Genomic DNA, 14,636 nt, shown 5'->3' with positions numbered 1-14,636 from the left:
CCATGCCCTCGTGACCACTCCCGTGGCCCATGCCCTCGTGACCACTCCCGTGGCCCATGCCCTCGTGACCACTCCCGTGGCCCATGCCCTCGTGACCACTCCCGTGGCCCATGCCCTCGTGACCACTCCCGTGGTCCATGCCCTCGTGACCGGCCCCGTGATCTACACCCTCGCCCTCCTCGTCCTCACGACCGGCGTCGTCGTCCATGCCCGCGCGGCCACCGCCGTGGTCCATGCCCTCGTCGTCGGCGGTGCCCATGCCCTCGTCGTCAGCGTCTTCGTCCTCGTTCTTGGCGAGCAACGAGGCCGGCGACGACCGGTCGTCTCCTCTTGCTCCTGATCCGGGCCGCCGGACCAGCGCCGCTCGGCCCTCGTCCAGAGCGACGGCGACGTCTCTGGCGCGCTGGACGTCCACCCGGTGCCGAGGCTCGGGAACCTGACTCCACAGCACGTCGACGGCTTCTCCTAGCTCCGGGCCCGGCTCACCAAGGACGACCAGCAGATCGGTGTCCGCGGGTGACACGGCGCGCCGCCAGCCGCGCCGGTCCAACTCGGCCTCGACGGACCACCGGAACGTCGTAGCGCCGGGGACATCGACGAGTAGCACCCGGGGCCTCGTCAGCGCCCAGTTCCGCAGGCGGGCTATCAGGTCCATCGCAGCGCACCCTCACGCCAGACGTACATGACCCCAACGAGCAGGACGGCGAGGAAGCCGAACATCTCCACGACGGCCTGGACGCCCATGTCCGCCACGACGACGGCCCACGGATACATGAAGATCATTTCCATGTCGAACGCTAGGAACAGGATCGTCACCGCGTACCAGCGGGCGTGGTAGCGCGAGACCGCGTGCTGCTGCGGCAGCATGCCGGACTCGAAGGGCAGGACATGGGCCGGCTCGCGGACCGGCGCCAGCGCCAGCGATGACGCATAGAGGGCGGCAACGAGGACGCACGCCAGCGACACGAGGAGGAGCACAGCGACCATCGTCGAATCCCCTCACGTCGGGGTTGCGGGTGGCAGGGATGGCCCCTGATAGGTCATCCGCACGGTCGCACGGATGAGGCCGCATCGCACGGGGAAAGCTAGCCCGCGTGTGACCGGCGCGACACATTTCTCGCGTTCGGAACGCCGACAGCGGTGGATATGTGATGCCACTGGAGCGGGCGAGAACCATCAGGGCAGGACCCGCATGAGCGTCACACCGCCTGCGCGTCGACGGTCCTGAGGTCGCCCTCGACCTCCTCACGTCGGAGGCCCAGTCGCATGCACTGGGCTCCCTGTCCGCAGTGGGTTGCCGGCTAGGGGCAAGCGCCGGAACCTGGGATGACCGGCAGCGACGACCGTGCCGGGACCGTGACGGTGCGGCCGCGGGGCCACCGGTTTATCCGTACGACTGTCCGGGCATGCGCGCCGTGCGGGGTGTGCCGCCGTGCCGCCCGTGCTCGTGACCGGAGAGGTTGCTCGAGGCCGAGCGACGACGTCCGGCCGAGAGCCTGTGCTACCGGTCGAGCAGTAGCCAGGGTGGGCACGGGAGTGCGGGCCGGTGACCTTCCCCGCGACCCGGCGAGAGAAAGGACCCATCATGGCGATCAAGAAGGCCGACGACGCGACGCAGCAGGGTCACGGCGACGAGCAGTCGCACGAGGCCAAGATGACCAGGAACATGTACCTGCGCTTCGGCGCCATGATCCTCACGGCCATGGTCGTCATGTACTGGGTCATGTTCATGAGCACCTGGGAGTGGAGCCACGTCCAGTTCAGCGAGAGCCGGGTGTTCATGGCGCTCGCCATGGGCGGCACCATGGGTCTGGTCATGCTGGCCTGGATGCTCAACATGTACAAGAACACGAAGGCCAACATCGCCATCGTCGCGGCGAGCCTCGTGCTCCTGGGCGGCGGCATCGCCCTCGACCGCAGCCAGACCACCGTGGACGACGGGGACTGGATGCAGGCGATGATTCCGCACCATTCGATGGCGATCACCCGCTCCGAGCGCGCCGACATCGACGACGTCCGCGTGTGCCAGCTCGCCGTCGACATCATCGTCGCCCAGGAGAAGGAGATCGCCGAGATGGAGTGGCTCATCGAGGACATCGAGGAGAACGGCGAGGCCGAGACCGTCGAGCAGGCCAACGATCGGCCCGTCCCGGAGTTCGAGGGCTCGGCGCTGCGCGACTGCCCCACGGACTGACCCCCGTTCTCGCCGGCAGTTCCGGGGCCGGGCGGCGCCAGCTGTGGCCCCGGCACTGCCCGGCCCCGCTCATCGCCGTCACTCCGGGAGCGAGGCACCCCTCCGCTGGGTGAATCGTGCCGCACCCTCCGGCCGGTGGCCGATCCCGGCACCACCATCGGCGGAGGTCGAGGCCAGGGGCTGGAACCGGCGCAGCCGCAGGCTGTTGGACACCACGAACACCGACGAGAAGGCCATGGCCGCTCCGGCGATCAGCGGGTTGAGCAGCCCGGCGGCGGCCAGGGGCAGTGCGGCCACGTTGTACGCGAAGGCCCAGAAGAGGTTCCCCTTGATGGTGCCCAGCGTCCTGCGCGAGAGCCGGATGGCGTCGGCGGCCGCCCGGAGATCCCCGCGCACCAGGGTCAGGTCACTGGCCTCGATGGCGACGTCGGTACCGGTGCCCATGGCCAGTCCCAGGTCGGCCTGGGCCAGGGCCGCCGCGTCGTTGACGCCGTCCCCCACCATCGCGACGACCTTGCCGTCGCCCTGCAGCCGCTTGACGACGTCGACCTTGTCCTGCGGCAGGACCTCGGCGATCACCTCGTCGATGCCCACCTGCGCCGCGACCGAGCGGGCGACGGTCTCGTTGTCGCCGGTCAGCAGGACGGGGGTGAGCCCGAGGTCGCGGAGCTGGCGGATCGCCTCCGCGGAGGTGTCCTTCACGGCGTCGGCGACCACGAGCACACCGCGGGCGGCGCCGTCCCAGCCGACGGCGACCGCGGTGCGGCCCTCGGCCTCCGCGGCGTCCTTGGCGCGCGCGAGCTCGGCCGGCAGCTGCTGCGACCACTCGGCCAGCAGCCGGGGCCGCCCGACCAGGACCGCGTGGCCCTCCACCACGCCTTGGACCCCGAGACCCTCGAGGTTCGTGAAGCCCTCGACCGGCGGCAGCGTGCCGATCCGCTCGGTGGCGGCCCGGGCGATCGCCTGGGCGATGGGGTGCTCGGAGGCGTCCTCCAGCGCACCGGCGAGCCGCAGGACCTCCTCGGCCTGCTCTCCGGGGGCGGGGACGACGTCGAGGAGCGTCATCCGGCCGGTGGTCACGGTCCCCGTCTTGTCTAGGACAACCGTGTCCACGACCCGGGTCGACTCCAGCACCTCCGGACCCTTGATCAGGATCCCGAGCTGGGCGCCCCGGCCGGTGCCCACCATGAGGGCGGTCGGTGTGGCCAGCCCCAGGGCGCAGGGGCAGGCGATGATCAGGACGGCGACGGTGGCGGTGAAGGCGACGGACAGCCCTGCGCCGGTGCCGATCCAGAAGCCGAGGGTGGCCGCGGCCAGCGCGATGACGATAGGCACGAAGATGCCCGAGATCCGGTCGGCCAGGCGCTGCACCTCGGCCTTGCCGTTCTGGGCCTCCTCCACCAGCCGTGCCATCTGGACCAGCTGGGTGTCCGAGCCGATGCGGGTGGCCCGGACGACGATCCGGCCGCCGGCGTTGACGGTGGCGCCCACGACGGCGTCCCCCGGCCCGACCTCGACCGGCACCGACTCGCCGGTCAGCATCGAGGCGTCGACGGCGGAGGAGCCCTCGGTGATGACGCCGTCGGTCGCGATCTTCTCCCCGGGACGGACGACGAAGAGGTCTCCGACGGCGAGCCGGTCCACCGGGATCCGCTCCTCACGGCCTCCGCGCAGCACCGAGACCTCCTTGGCGCCGAGCTCCAGCAGGGCGCGGAGCGCGGCGCCGGCCCGGCGCTTGGACCGCGCCTCGAAGTAGCGGCCGGCGAGGATGGCGGTGGTCACCCCGGCGGCCACCTCGAGGTAGATGTTGGCCGCACCGTCAGTTGGCTCGATGGTGAACTCGAAGGGGTGGGTCATGCCCGGTTCGCCGGCGGTGCCGAGGAACAGGGCGTACAGCGACCAGGCGAAGGCCGCCAGCGTCCCCATGGAGACCAGCGTGTCCATCGTGGCGGCACCGTGTCGCAGGTTGGTCCAGGCAGCCCGGTGGAACGGCCACGCCCCCCACACGACGACCGGTGCGGCCAGCGTCAGGGAGAGCCACTGCCAGTACGTGAACTGCAGGGCCGGGACCATCGCCAGCGCGATCACCGGGACGGTGAGGGCCGTGGACACCAGGACTCGTTGGCGCAGCAGAAGGACCCCGTCCTCCTCACCGCTTGCGAGCTCGGGGCGGTCCTCGGGCCGGGGCCCGGAGGCGGGCGGCTCCGGCAGCCGGGCGCTGTAGCCGGCCTTCTCCACGGCAGCGAGAAGATCCTCGGGGGTCACTCCGTCGCCGTAGGTGACCTTGGCCTTCTCCGTCGCGTAGTTGACGGTCGCGGTCACACCGTCGAGCTTGTTGAGTCGCTTCTCGATCCGCATGGCGCACGACGCGCAGGTCATGCCCTGGATGGCCAGCTCGACCTGCTCGCCGTCCGCAGGGATCTGCGGCGTCGTGTCGTTCATCGCGGCGCTCATGGTTCTCCTGTCAGGGAGTTGCTGCTGAAGACGAGGACCGCGGACCCGGGGCGGCAACCGGTGGCCGCCCACCCCGGGCCGGGTCCTCAGTGGTTCGTCTCGCCGTGGCTGTCCGTCTCGGTGTGGACGTCCGTCTGCGCCGGTGACTCGACCCGCTCACCGGCCGGACCCACCGGCCCGACGGCGCTGCCGAGGCCGATCGCAGCGACGAAGACGACGGCGAGGCCGACGAGGTAGGCGCCGACCTTGGCGGAGGTCGTCATGTCGGCCCCTCCCTCACCATGTGCGACCCCCGGGCCGGCCGGCGGCGGTCGGCGGATCACTTGCAGCCGCAACCGCAACCCGACGCCCGGCCACCGGCCGACGCGGCGGGTGCGGCCACCTCGTAACCGGCCTCCTCCACGGCGGCCCGGACGGCCCCGTCATCGACGCCTGCTTCGCTGCGGACGGTGAGACCACCGGTGGCCAGGTCGACGTCGACCCCGGTCACGCCGGGCACCTGGCTGACCTCCTCGGTCACCGAGCTCACGCAGTGGCCGCAGGTCATGCCGACGACGGTGTAGGTAGCGGTGCTCATGAGGTGTACTCCGTTCTTCGTAGTGTTGGGTTGCGGTTGTCCGTGACGGGCGGGAGACCCGGGAGCTCACGCCAGAGCAGTCCGGTCAGGACCGGACGAGGCGCGCGATGGCTTCGGACGCCTCGCGCACCTTCGCGTCGGCCTCGGGACCACCGGTGGCGGCCGCCTCGACGACACAGTGGCTCATGTGCTCCTCGAGGAGCCCCAAGGCCACCGACTGCAACGCTCTGGTCATGGCCGAGACCTGGGTGAGGATGTCGATGCAGTACTTCTCGTCCTCCACCATCCGCTGCAGCCCGCGGGCCTGGCCCTCGATCCGCCGCAAGCGCTTGAGGTAGTCGCCCTTGCGGTTGATGTAGCCGTGCCCACTGACCTGGTCCGTCGACGTCACGCCGCCTCCCTCCGTCGCACCCCTTCAACAAAGGTACCCCGCCGGGGTATTCCTCTCCCCTGACTTAGCGGCTCCGCGGCACATCGTGGACCTGGTGGGACTACCCGACGGAGGAGGCGTTATCCGTACGGACGCGCGGGTATGGCCGCGGGCGCCGGTGCCCGACGGCGGGCGGTCCGCCACGCCGGCACAGGGAGGAGCCATCGTGAGCGTTGCGAGTCAGATGCTCGAGACCTACCCCAAGGACCTGGGCGGGGTGGACCGCCAGAAGCTGCAGGAGTGCATCGAGGCCTGCTTCGAATGCGCCCAGGCCTGTACGGCGTGCGCCGATGCCTGTCTCAGTGAGGACATGGTCGCCGAACTGACCAAGTGCATCCGTAGCAACCTGGACTGCGCCGACGTCTGCGACACGACCGGCCGCGTCCTCTCCCGGCACACCGGCTACGACGCGAACGTCACCCGTGCTGTGCTCGAGGCGTGTGCGGCAGCGTGCAAGGCCTGCGGCGACGAGTGCGCCGAGCACGCAGAGATGCACGAGCACTGCCGGGTGTGCGCCGAATCGTGCCGGCGCTGTGAAGCAGCCTGCCGGGACTTGCTCAGCTCCCTCGGCTGACGCAGCACCTGCTCGTCGTCCGTGCCCGGGGCCGAAGGAGAGCACCCCCAGGGCCGGGCGGCGAGCAGGGGCCTCCCGGGCCGGCCTGTCACCGGTCGTCGTCTGGCTCCTCCGGCGCCCGCTGGGCGAGCTCGATGAGCCGTCGCAGGCAGTGCTCCCGCAGAGGATCGGGAAAGCCTTCGGCCAGTCGGTAGTACAGGACCCGACCCTCCCTGCGGTAGGTCACGAGGCCGGCGGTCCGGAGGACGCGCAAGCCGTAGCTGGCCGCGTCCTCGTTCACATCGAGCGCCATCGCCAGGTCCCCGACGCACATCTCCGAGACCACGTCGAGCGCGTACAGCAGGCGAGAACGCGTGGGGTCGGCCATCAGGCTCAGGATGCTGGTCAGCTGAGCTGCTTCGTCCCGGGACGGCAACCGCCGGCGCGCGGCCTCGACCCGCTCGGGGTCCACGGGGTGGGGATGAGGCCCGTCGGTGACGTCCGCCTCTGAACTCGAGACCATGGACGGCGACATAGCCACGTGCGGGTGTGATCATGCACCTTTCGCGGTGGGCGGTCGGTTTCTCCCGAGCATCACCGACCGCGGCGTTGGCTTCAGGACACCCGGTAGCCGTGGTCGTCCGAGTAGCGCTGGAGAGTCGCCGCGAGATCCCCGGAGGCGGGCAGGAACTGCTGGGTGAGCAGGTACGCATAGTCCTCGACGGCTCCTCTCAGGATGGTGCCGGACAGCCGGACGTCGTCGCGACCAGAGGAAGCGGCGCGGTCCGCCAGCTCACGCGCGTACGGCAGCTGCGCGGGCAGGGACGCCACGTCGTCGGCCTCGCGGAAGTAGTACGTCTCGGCGTACTGGGTGAGGTCCACACGGACCTGGACCAGCTCGCCGGCCAGCGTCTCCAGCAGCGTGGCCGCCGCAGAGGAGTCCATCGCAGACAGGGCCTGGGCGGCCTCGGCCTTGCGGAGCAGGGACAGGCGGATCGCCAGCGTCCGGCGGCGGGCCAGAGCCGGATAGATCTGCAGGATCCAGGTCACCGCAGCGGTCAGCAGTGAGAAGCCGATGAGGGCCTCCAGCGGCGAGGCCAGCCGCAGCCAGGCATAAGCCGGCACGATGTCGCCGTAGCCGAGTGTTGCCACCGTGACCAGGGACAGGTACAGCGAGTCCAGGATGTCGCTTCGCTCGGACGGTTGCAGGCTCGAGCCGAAGGAGAATCCGTCGGACATGTGGGGCCAGTACACCAAGGTCCAGCCGGCGAGGATGATGGTGATCCACGTCAGGATCACGCACAGGATCGCGAAGGGACCGACCACCGAGCTCTGTCGCCGGCGGCTCTTGATGACGCGGGACCCCCGCCAGACCAGCTGGATGACCAGCCGGCTGAGCGACCCTTGCCCACTGGGGTGCCAGATGGTGTGGAACATGTCCCGCAGCACGAACAGCACCAGCACTGCACCTGCGGCCGTCACCAGCCAGTCCATCAAGATCCTCTCTGCCGCCTGAGGCTTCCGGCCGCACCTGCTGCGCCCCGCACCCGTTCGCGGCCCTGCCGTGCGGATCGCCGCTCTAATTGGCGCGAGCGATGGCCGTACGGATCTACGGATGATGCCGGTACCCGCGGGCTAGTGCGTCGAACACTCGGCGAGCAGGGACGACATTCACCGGGCGCCCGCCAGACGCCAGAGGCACCCGGCTGGCGGGGTGCGGTTAGCCCCGACCTCACCGCACCCCACGTGCGATGGATCAGCCGCCGATCTCGGTGAGCAGCTGCTGCATCTCCGGGTCTGGATTTCGCTGATGAGCCGAGCCAGCTCGATCCTCGCGTACACCCAGCCCTGCGCGGGCCGAGGCGCCGTGCTCGCCGCCGCCTACCGCCGGGTGCTGCGTATCCCCTTCGTCCTGGTCGCCCTCGGCGCCCGCCGCGCCCTGACCCTCTCCGGCTTCGCCCGCCGGCACGCGCCCACCGCCACGCGGGTCGGTGGCGCACTGCTCATCGCCCTGGGGACTCTGCTGGTCACTGGGGACTGCCGGAAGGGTCGCCTAACCGTCCGGGTCCACGGCTTCATCACTGTGCACGACGGTGGTCCCGGTCTCGACGCCCGCTTCCTCGAGCCGCCACATGAGGTGCCCGACCTGCCGCTGGAGCCGCCGCCACTCGTCGTCAGGGTGGGTGGCGCCCTCATCGACCTGGCGGTGTTGTGTGAACGCTTGCAGGTAAGCCTTCAGCCCTGCCCTGAGCATCATCAGGTCGTGTCCCGACAGCTCCACGCTGTGAATGGCGTTGGGGTTCACACCTTGACCGTAGGGGTCAAGTGGGCTGGTCCATCACACCCTCACCGCAAGGGGAGTGCGCCTCTGACAGCGGCAACGGTCGAGGGCGGCGGATCGTCGCAGCCTGTCCTGGTGGGGAGATGGGCCCCTCCGCCGGCAGTGCACCCGGCAGGCATCGAGAAGGCCGTGCCGCCCCGTAGGGATCCGCAAGCCACGGACGCCCACGGGCGGGAATGGTCCCGGCCCCAGGTCGACGGTCGTCATCGGCCGAGCGACAAGCTGCGGCAGCCAGCGGCGGGAGGAGCCGATCACACAGGTGAGCGGTCGCTGACTGACCACATCAATCGGAGCCCGCTGCGTCGGCTCACCGACGGATGCCCTGGGAGGCTGGAGCTGGAGGGTGACAGGCACCTGGTGCTGCCGGTCAGTGACCGGCAGCACCAGGCTGGATGTCAGCCGCCGAGCTCGCTGAGAAGGGCCTCCATCTCGGCGATCTCCTGCATCTGCGTCTCGCTGATCAGCTGGGCCAGCTCGAGCGCTTCAGTGTTCCGTCCATCTTCGAGCTCGGTCTGTGCCATCTCCACAGCACCCCTGTGGTGCTCGATCATGGACTGCAGCCACATCCGGTCGAATTCGGGACCCGCGGCGGGCATCTCTTTCATGTCCATGCCGCCCATGTCGTCGGAGCCGTGGTCCATGCCGCCCATGCCATTGGACTCCAGCGGCTCCCCCCATTCCTCGAGCCACCCGGTCAACAGATCGATCTCCGGGTCCTGCCCGGCCTCGATGCGGTCGGCTAAGTCGACGACCCGGGGATCAGTGGCTCGCTCGGCAGCGACCTCTGACATGGTGAGCGCCCCCTCGTGGTGCGGGATCATGCCCTGCGCGAAGGCGACGTCAGCATCGTTGAACTTTGCTTCCTCAGTCGCAGGACTCTCCGCCGCCGAGCTGCTGCCGGCGGAGGAGCCACCGGAGCTGTCCGAGCAGCCGGTCAGGATGATCGTCCCGGCGATGAGTCCGCCGGTGAGCCGGACGAGTCGTGCAGTGGTGCGGGTCATTGCAGTCTCCTGTTGGTTGCGGTGTAGGCGTGCCGTTTGATCCCTCCGACGCCTTGGTCGGCGGGGTCCAGATCGGTCGGCCTAGATCCGCAGAAGACACAGCGACGCAAGTTCCGGTGGTCGTGGAGGCCTGAACCAGCCCATCGACAGTCGTCGCCCGCGTTCGACGGCCCACCGGACCGACGAGGCACCGCGCCGAAGTCGACTCGTTGCCCGGAGAGCGACGATCCCGGCCAGAAGGATCGCGAGACACAGGGACCACGTGTGGTCAGTGAGACCATGGTCTGGTGCGTCACCCGGCGTCGGAATCCCGGCTACTGCCGCCACATGCTCGATGGGGGCGGCCACGGGCGGACCGCTGAGCAAAGAATCTGAGCTGAACGCGGTCGACGCTGCGGATGGGTGACCGATCCAGTGGTCGGCGCCCGCCGTGGCGCTGTCCCTGCCCCCCGGCTCGTTGAGGACGTACTGGGCGCCGTGCATCGACAGGACACCGGCGAACAACAACAGGATCCACAGCTTGCGCACTGGCACGATCACCCCCTTCACGAACCGATCTCAGGGTACTGGCCCACGTAGTAGCAAGCCGCCAAGACAAACCGACGGCGCCTGGGGCTGCCGGAGATGGCCATCCGGAGAGTTCGCGATGTTCGGCGGGACGACCTGCCGACGGAGGAGATGATCCCAACCCTGATGCGGGTCGCCCAAGTGTTCACCGGCCGAGTCGCAGCGTCGTTCAGCAGCGATGCTTCGTGGAGTTCAAGTCGGTGCAGTACTGGGAGCACTATTGGTGTCGGAGCTCACCGAAGTTGACCTGACCGTGCCGGGGCACTCCCACGGTCGGCTACTACCAGACGTAATAGTCTCTACTCCGTGTACACGGGGGATGTACCGGTGCTCGCGGCCATGGCGCTGGTCCTGCTGGTCGGTCCCCTCATGCGACTGGTCCGCAGGCGACACCTCGGGAAGGCGCGCCGCTCCAGCCGGACGACGGGGCAGCCACCTATCCGGGTGACGGGATGAGCCCACTCCCCCGGCGCGTCTCGGTGCGTGTCCTTGCCGCGGTGGTGGTCCTGCTGATCGGCACAGCGGTTGCCGTATCGGTCGACCTGCCGAGCGTCGAAGGTATGCGCGCCTGGTTATCTGAGGGCGGCGGGGTGAGGTGGGCCATGGTGGTCCTCGGGGTCGCCGTTGCGTTGTTGACCCCGATCTCCCGGACGGCGCTGTCCGTCCTGGTCGGTGCCGTTGCCGGCTTCCCTGCGGGGCTCGCGGTGGTGATGACCGGCGGAATGCTCGGTGGTCTGGCCGGCTTCGTCCTGAGCCGCTGGCTGGGCCGCGACGCCGTAGTCCGCTTGGCCGGCGCGCGTCTGGCTCGGCTGGACCGGGCAGTGAGCCAACGAGGCTTCGTCTCGGTACTCGTTGCGCGGGCCATGCCAGTGGCCCCGTTCGTCTTCGTCAGCTACGCGGCCGGCTTGAGCGGCGTCCGGCTCGGCCCCTACCTGTTGGGGACCGCAGTCGGGCTCGTGCCGTGGTCGGTGCTGTACGTCGGCGTTGGCACCTCCGTGGCGAGCATTGATTCGTGGACGCATCTGATCCCGCCGCTGCTGACCGTCAGCGCCGTCCTGTCAGTCGTAGTGCTGGCGGGCCACTTCTGGCGGCCCACGCGGCGACCAGGTAACCAGCCGGGCACCGTCCCGGGCTCGACCGTCGCCCCGCCTCCGGGCTGACGCAGCGACGCGCATCCGGCCCGCTCCAGGCAACCCGGGGCTGCTGCCAGCGGACCGGCGAAAGATCCGGCCGCACAGAAGCGGGGGCTCATGGACGGGTATGCCCATGAGCCCCCTCCGCCCCTGAGATGCCTACCGTGACGAGATTGCCGATCGCTCAGCATCCTCCGCCGAGAGAGACCCCGCGCGCCGCCAACCAGGGGATCGGGTTGCCTCGGTTGGCGTTGAGCCCACCGGTACGCACCTCGAAGTGCAGGTGAGGGCCAGTTGACTGGCCGGTGTTGCCGACCTCGGCGATCTGCTGGCCGATCGAAACCTGTTGGCCGGCCTGGACGAAGTAGTCGTTGATGTGCCCGTAGACAGTGATCGAGCCGTCGGGATGCTGGACGTATACGGCTAGCCCGAAGCCGCTGGCCGGACCGGCCTGGAGGACCCGCCCCGCCTCGGGCGCATAGATCGGCGTGCCGATGGGCGCGGCGATGTCGACCCCGTAGTGCATGGTTCCCCAGCGAGAGCCGTAGCAGGAGGTCACGCGACCGGTGGTGGGAGCCACTGCGCGACCACTGGCAGCCGCCGCCGCTGTAGCGGCAGCCTGTGCGTCTCTCTGCGCGTTCTCCGTGTTGATCCGGTCCGCCCACGCGGCTCGTCCGTCAGCGGCGCCCTCGAGTTCGAGCAGTGCGATCTCGGCCTGCTGCAGCCGGCCCTGCAGTGCAGCTCGCTCGGAGGTGACGCTGTCGTAGGCGTCCTTGGCTTCAACCAGCCGCGCCTGCGCGGCGGCCTCGAGCTCAGCCGCTCCGGCCGCCGCCTGGTCGCGCTCTGAAAGGGCCGTCTGTGCAGCACGTCCAGCCTCGGCCTTCTCCCGCTCCAGCGCACGGAACTCGGTGAGCTCGGCCGCGCGATCGTCGGTCAGCATCTCGAGGGTGGACGCTCGCTGCAGGAACTCCGCCGGGCCGGCCGAGTCCAGCAAGGCCGCCGCAGTCTCCAGGGCATCACTTCGCATGTAGGTCTCCCGGCCCAGACGGGCGACTCCGGCCCGCGCCTGGTCCACCGCGGCTGTGGCGGTCTGGAGTTCTGCCTCCGCGGCGGACGCTGCGGCCTGTGCGGCGGCGAGTTCCTCCTGTGCCTGCCGAGAGGTGTCCGCTGCGGCCTCGGCCTCGACGGTGAAGCGCGAGAGCTCGTCCTCCGACTCGGCGACCAGCTGTTCGAGACGTCGCACCTCAGCTGCCGCTGCGTCACGGTCGGACCGTGCGGCTGCAGCCTCGTCACCCGGTGCCGCGACGGCTGGAGTCATCGAAATGCTGATTGCGACGCTAGTCAGGGCAGCCAGCGTGGAGCCCGCGATGGTCCTGCCAAGAGGGCGTCGCCGGCGGAGGGGTTCAGGTCGCTCACGTGGCGAGAGGTCGTCGCGGACAGGTTGTGCATGCAGGGTCGCCAACGCGACGAGCTCCGTTTCCTTCGCGCCGCCTACCGAGTTAGCTGACGGGTTCGGGCGGGAAGGCGCCCTACCTGGCACCGGGCAGTGCGCAGGATTCACCCCGAGGGAATGGTGGGTCCCCGGTCCGTCGTGACGGTCATCGACGACAGTTCGGCGGGATCCGGCCGAGGCCCCTCGGTCGAGGGGCGTGGGCTCGGTCGGACCGGGCGAGACGCTACTACGACAGCGAATAGTTTGTCACGGTCAGGTAACGGCGGCCGGGGTGACCAGCAAAGGCACCGTCGGCCCACGACCGAGCGGGGCGATCTGCAGGCAGCGCGAGGTTCGGCGAAACAGGAGGGCCCAGCAGGACGCCCGTCGCGAGGCCGAGGATAGGAAGGGGCTGCGGCCGGAAGGACCCATCTTCAGCAGGCTCCTGATCGTCCAAGATCGATCCGAGGAAGTGCTCTCCGCCGATCCCACCAGGGAGTGCAGAGCCTGGCCCCGCCTCAGGGTTCGGGTCAGGGCTCGCCTTCGCGGGCGCTCAGCATCTTCGTCATCGTGACGGTCTCGGCAGCCTGCGTCTTGGCGATCGTGCCCGCGAGACTGCGCACCGCCTGCTCCTCGGCGCGATCCGCAGCCGACTCCGCCATCTCCAGACCACCCTGGTGATGACGAATCAACAACTGCAGGAAGCGTCGGTCGAATGCCGTGCCCGACGAATCCCGCAGCTCCGTCAACTCCTCTTCGGTGGCCATGCCTGGCATCGGGCCGCCGGCCCCCATGGCCGCGTCGTGGCCGGCGTGCTCGTCGGTCGCCATCCAGGCCATCGACTCACCACCAGTGGGTGGGATCCCCCAGAGCGACAGCCAGCCCTGCATGCGCCCGGCCTGATTGGTCTGTGTGGCCGAGATGTCGAACGCCATCTGGCGGATCTCTGGATCCTCGGTGCGTTCGAACGCCAGGTTGGCTATCTCGACTGCCTGCAGATGATGGCGGGACATGTCTCGCGAGAAGCCGGCGTCCACGGAATCCGCGCCGGGCGCCTCGTCCCGACCCAGACCGAGTGCCACAGCCGCTCCGCCGCCGAGCAGCAGCAGCCCGACTGCGATGACCACGCCCAGAAAAGCCCGCAGCGGGCGATACCCCGACCGAGCGGTCGTCTTTCCCGTCACCATCCCTCTCCACCGGTCTGATCGCCGATTCGCTCGCCCGGCACGGCACTCGTCTGGAACTGGATGGCCTGTCGATCGCTCCCGCTGACGCGCCGGCGATTCCACCTGGCGGTGCGTGCGCGGGGCGCCGAGCTGATCACGGCGCCGACGTCCCGGAGTCGGGGTCGAGAGCGGCGCCGTCCTCCACGAGCGGGTCGGCCAGGAACTGCGGACTCTGACAGGTGGCACCCGGCTCGGGGAAGAGCTCGGCGTTGAAGGTCATGAAATCGGCGTACTGCTTGATGCGTGGATCGGCGGCAGAGTCGACCTTCAGCTGGTGGTTCCAGGACTGGACACTGATCGGCGAATCCAGGCCGACGTAGGGCGACAGCATCCGGCCGGACTCGTCAGCGACCTCGGCGAGCAGGGCGATGTCGTCCTCGGAGACCACCTCCGGGTCGTAGGTGATCCACACAGCGCCGTGCTCGAGGCTGTGCACGGCATTCTCGTGCCGGATGTCGACCTCGTACACGGTCCCAGTGCAGTCGGCCCACACCCCGTCGTGCGGCCCGGCCACCGGAGGCGTCTGGTCGTAGTCGACCTCGCTGCTCACGTGCTCCTGGCCGGCGGCGTAGTCGAACACCTCGATGCCGTCGATCTCCTCGACGGAATCGACACGCATGGCCTCGGCCTTGTCGACCTGCACCACGGCATAGCTGATGACAGCCGCGGCGAAGACGACCACGGCGATCGCCGCAGCGATCAGTCCCCACGGTCGCTGCGCGGTGACA

At 69.5% G+C, this 14,636-nt stretch carries 17 protein-coding genes and 1 riboswitch; of the genes, 4 read left to right on the top strand and 13 right to left on the bottom strand.

The genetic code is table 11. The features are described from left to right. The coding region (locus DQ237_RS19510) for a hypothetical protein (RefSeq protein WP_205730291.1) at window positions 1-340 on the top strand (340 nt) is incomplete at its 5' end. A 305-nt stretch (window positions 341-645) separates the two neighbouring features. Here DQ237_RS19510 and DQ237_RS18870 read toward each other — a convergent pair. Beyond that, on the bottom strand, window positions 646-987 hold the full coding sequence (locus DQ237_RS18870; protein WP_113801682.1) for an NADH-quinone oxidoreductase subunit A: 342 nt from the start codon (window positions 985-987) through the stop codon (window positions 646-648). 598 nt (window positions 988-1,585) lie between these two features. Here DQ237_RS18870 and DQ237_RS18865 point away from each other — a divergent pair. Continuing rightward, the gene (locus DQ237_RS18865) at window positions 1,586-2,194 is read left to right on the top strand and encodes a DUF305 domain-containing protein (RefSeq protein WP_113801681.1); all 609 of its coding nucleotides are present in this window, start codon (window positions 1,586-1,588) and stop codon (window positions 2,192-2,194) included. A 78-nt stretch (window positions 2,195-2,272) separates the two neighbouring features. Here DQ237_RS18865 and DQ237_RS18860 read toward each other — a convergent pair whose 3' ends face one another. The 4 genes from DQ237_RS18860 to DQ237_RS18850 all read right to left on the bottom strand — a co-directional run bounded on the left by DQ237_RS18860 (window position 2,273) and on the right by DQ237_RS18850 (window position 5,616). Then, a complete protein-coding gene (locus tag DQ237_RS18860; protein WP_113801680.1) occupies window positions 2,273-4,648 on the bottom strand; it encodes a cation-translocating P-type ATPase in 2,376 nt (791 codons plus the stop codon). An 86-nt stretch (window positions 4,649-4,734) separates the two neighbouring features. Continuing rightward, window positions 4,735-4,911 carry a hypothetical protein gene (locus DQ237_RS19840; protein WP_166509680.1) on the bottom strand — a complete coding sequence of 59 codons (177 nt, stop codon included), beginning with the start codon at window positions 4,909-4,911 and terminating at the stop codon, window positions 4,735-4,737. 56 nt (window positions 4,912-4,967) lie between these two features. Continuing rightward, on the bottom strand, window positions 4,968-5,225 hold the full coding sequence (locus DQ237_RS18855; RefSeq protein WP_113801679.1) for a heavy-metal-associated domain-containing protein: 258 nt from the start codon (window positions 5,223-5,225) through the stop codon (window positions 4,968-4,970). Window positions 5,226-5,310: 85 nt separating this feature from the next. Next, window positions 5,311-5,616, bottom strand: a complete 306-nt coding sequence (locus tag DQ237_RS18850) for a metal-sensitive transcriptional regulator (protein WP_113801678.1) — start codon at window positions 5,614-5,616, stop codon at window positions 5,311-5,313. Between the two features lie 205 nt (window positions 5,617-5,821). On the opposite strand from DQ237_RS18850, the gene DQ237_RS18845 reads away from it, so the two are divergent. Then, the gene (locus tag DQ237_RS18845; protein WP_113801677.1) at window positions 5,822-6,229 is read left to right on the top strand and encodes a four-helix bundle copper-binding protein; all 408 of its coding nucleotides are present in this window, start codon (window positions 5,822-5,824) and stop codon (window positions 6,227-6,229) included. A gap of 88 nt (window positions 6,230-6,317) precedes the next feature. On the opposite strand, the gene DQ237_RS18840 is transcribed toward DQ237_RS18845, so the two are convergent. From DQ237_RS18840 to DQ237_RS20660, 5 genes are all read right to left on the bottom strand, one after another. Next, window positions 6,318-6,680 carry a helix-turn-helix transcriptional regulator gene (locus DQ237_RS18840; RefSeq protein ID WP_236827483.1) on the bottom strand — a complete coding sequence of 121 codons (363 nt, stop codon included), beginning with the start codon at window positions 6,678-6,680 and terminating at the stop codon, window positions 6,318-6,320. A gap of 143 nt (window positions 6,681-6,823) precedes the next feature. Continuing rightward, window positions 6,824-7,702, bottom strand: a complete 879-nt coding sequence (locus tag DQ237_RS18835; protein WP_113801676.1) for a potassium channel family protein — start codon at window positions 7,700-7,702, stop codon at window positions 6,824-6,826. Window positions 7,703-8,261: 559 nt separating this feature from the next. Then, window positions 8,262-8,513: a hypothetical protein gene (locus tag DQ237_RS18825; RefSeq protein ID WP_113801675.1), complete on the bottom strand. Its 252-nt coding sequence runs from the start codon at window positions 8,511-8,513 to the stop codon at window positions 8,262-8,264. Between the two features lie 431 nt (window positions 8,514-8,944). After that, window positions 8,945-9,550, bottom strand: a complete 606-nt coding sequence (locus tag DQ237_RS18820; protein ID WP_113801674.1) for a DUF305 domain-containing protein — start codon at window positions 9,548-9,550, stop codon at window positions 8,945-8,947. 81 nt (window positions 9,551-9,631) lie between these two features. Beyond that, window positions 9,632-10,078 carry a DUF6153 family protein gene (locus DQ237_RS20660; protein WP_369832236.1) on the bottom strand — a complete coding sequence of 149 codons (447 nt, stop codon included), beginning with the start codon at window positions 10,076-10,078 and terminating at the stop codon, window positions 9,632-9,634. 536 nt (window positions 10,079-10,614) lie between these two features. Here DQ237_RS20660 and DQ237_RS18815 point away from each other — a divergent pair. Further along, window positions 10,615-11,277, top strand: coding sequence for a TVP38/TMEM64 family protein (locus DQ237_RS18815; protein ID WP_166509679.1), 663 nt, complete (start codon window positions 10,615-10,617; stop codon window positions 11,275-11,277). A 157-nt stretch (window positions 11,278-11,434) separates the two neighbouring features. On the opposite strand, the gene DQ237_RS18810 is transcribed toward DQ237_RS18815, so the two are convergent. The 3 genes from DQ237_RS18810 to DQ237_RS18800 form a co-directional block, all read right to left on the bottom strand. Further along, window positions 11,435-12,493 (bottom strand): M23 family metallopeptidase, encoded by a 1,059-nt coding sequence (locus DQ237_RS18810; RefSeq protein WP_236827481.1) that lies wholly within the window; start codon window positions 12,491-12,493, stop codon window positions 11,435-11,437. Window positions 12,494-12,724: 231 nt separating this feature from the next. Further along, window positions 12,725-12,878: riboswitch (cyclic di-AMP (ydaO/yuaA leader) on the bottom strand. 334 nt (window positions 12,879-13,212) lie between these two features. Continuing rightward, window positions 13,213-13,869: a DUF305 domain-containing protein gene (locus tag DQ237_RS18805; protein ID WP_113801671.1), complete on the bottom strand. Its 657-nt coding sequence runs from the start codon at window positions 13,867-13,869 to the stop codon at window positions 13,213-13,215. Window positions 13,870-14,002: 133 nt separating this feature from the next. Next, window positions 14,003-14,590 carry a DUF3105 domain-containing protein gene (locus tag DQ237_RS18800; protein ID WP_236827480.1) on the bottom strand — a complete coding sequence of 196 codons (588 nt, stop codon included), beginning with the start codon at window positions 14,588-14,590 and terminating at the stop codon, window positions 14,003-14,005. Window positions 14,591-14,636: the final 46 nt, after the last annotated feature.

The organism is Blastococcus sp. TF02-8 (assembly GCF_003319175.1).
In the GTDB taxonomy this organism is placed as follows: Bacteria; Actinomycetota; Actinomycetes; order Mycobacteriales; family Geodermatophilaceae; genus Blastococcus.
The sequence above is the reverse complement of the archived record's forward strand: the minus strand, read 5'-3'. Positions and strand labels throughout refer to the sequence as shown.

What these genes read in the sequence shown, in the direction of transcription:
- DQ237_RS19840 (WP_166509680.1), bottom strand. Translation starts at nt 4,911, where the DNA reads ATGACGACCTCCGCCAAGGTCGGCGCCTACCTCGTCGGCCTCGCCGTC.
- DQ237_RS18855 (WP_113801679.1), bottom strand. Translation starts at nt 5,225, where the DNA reads ATGAGCACCGCTACCTACACCGTCGTCGGCATGACCTGCGGCCACTGC.
- DQ237_RS18835 (WP_113801676.1), bottom strand. Translation starts at nt 7,702, where the DNA reads ATGGACTGGCTGGTGACGGCCGCAGGTGCAGTGCTGGTGCTGTTCGTG.
- DQ237_RS18865 (WP_113801681.1), top strand. Translation starts at nt 1,586, where the DNA reads ATGGCGATCAAGAAGGCCGACGACGCGACGCAGCAGGGTCACGGCGAC.
- DQ237_RS18805 (WP_113801671.1), bottom strand. Translation starts at nt 13,869, where the DNA reads ATGGTGACGGGAAAGACGACCGCTCGGTCGGGGTATCGCCCGCTGCGG.
- DQ237_RS18820 (WP_113801674.1), bottom strand. Translation starts at nt 9,550, where the DNA reads ATGACCCGCACCACTGCACGACTCGTCCGGCTCACCGGCGGACTCATC.
- DQ237_RS18870 (WP_113801682.1), bottom strand. Translation starts at nt 987, where the DNA reads ATGGTCGCTGTGCTCCTCCTCGTGTCGCTGGCGTGCGTCCTCGTTGCC.
- DQ237_RS18860 (WP_113801680.1), bottom strand. Translation starts at nt 4,648, where the DNA reads ATGAGCGCCGCGATGAACGACACGACGCCGCAGATCCCTGCGGACGGC.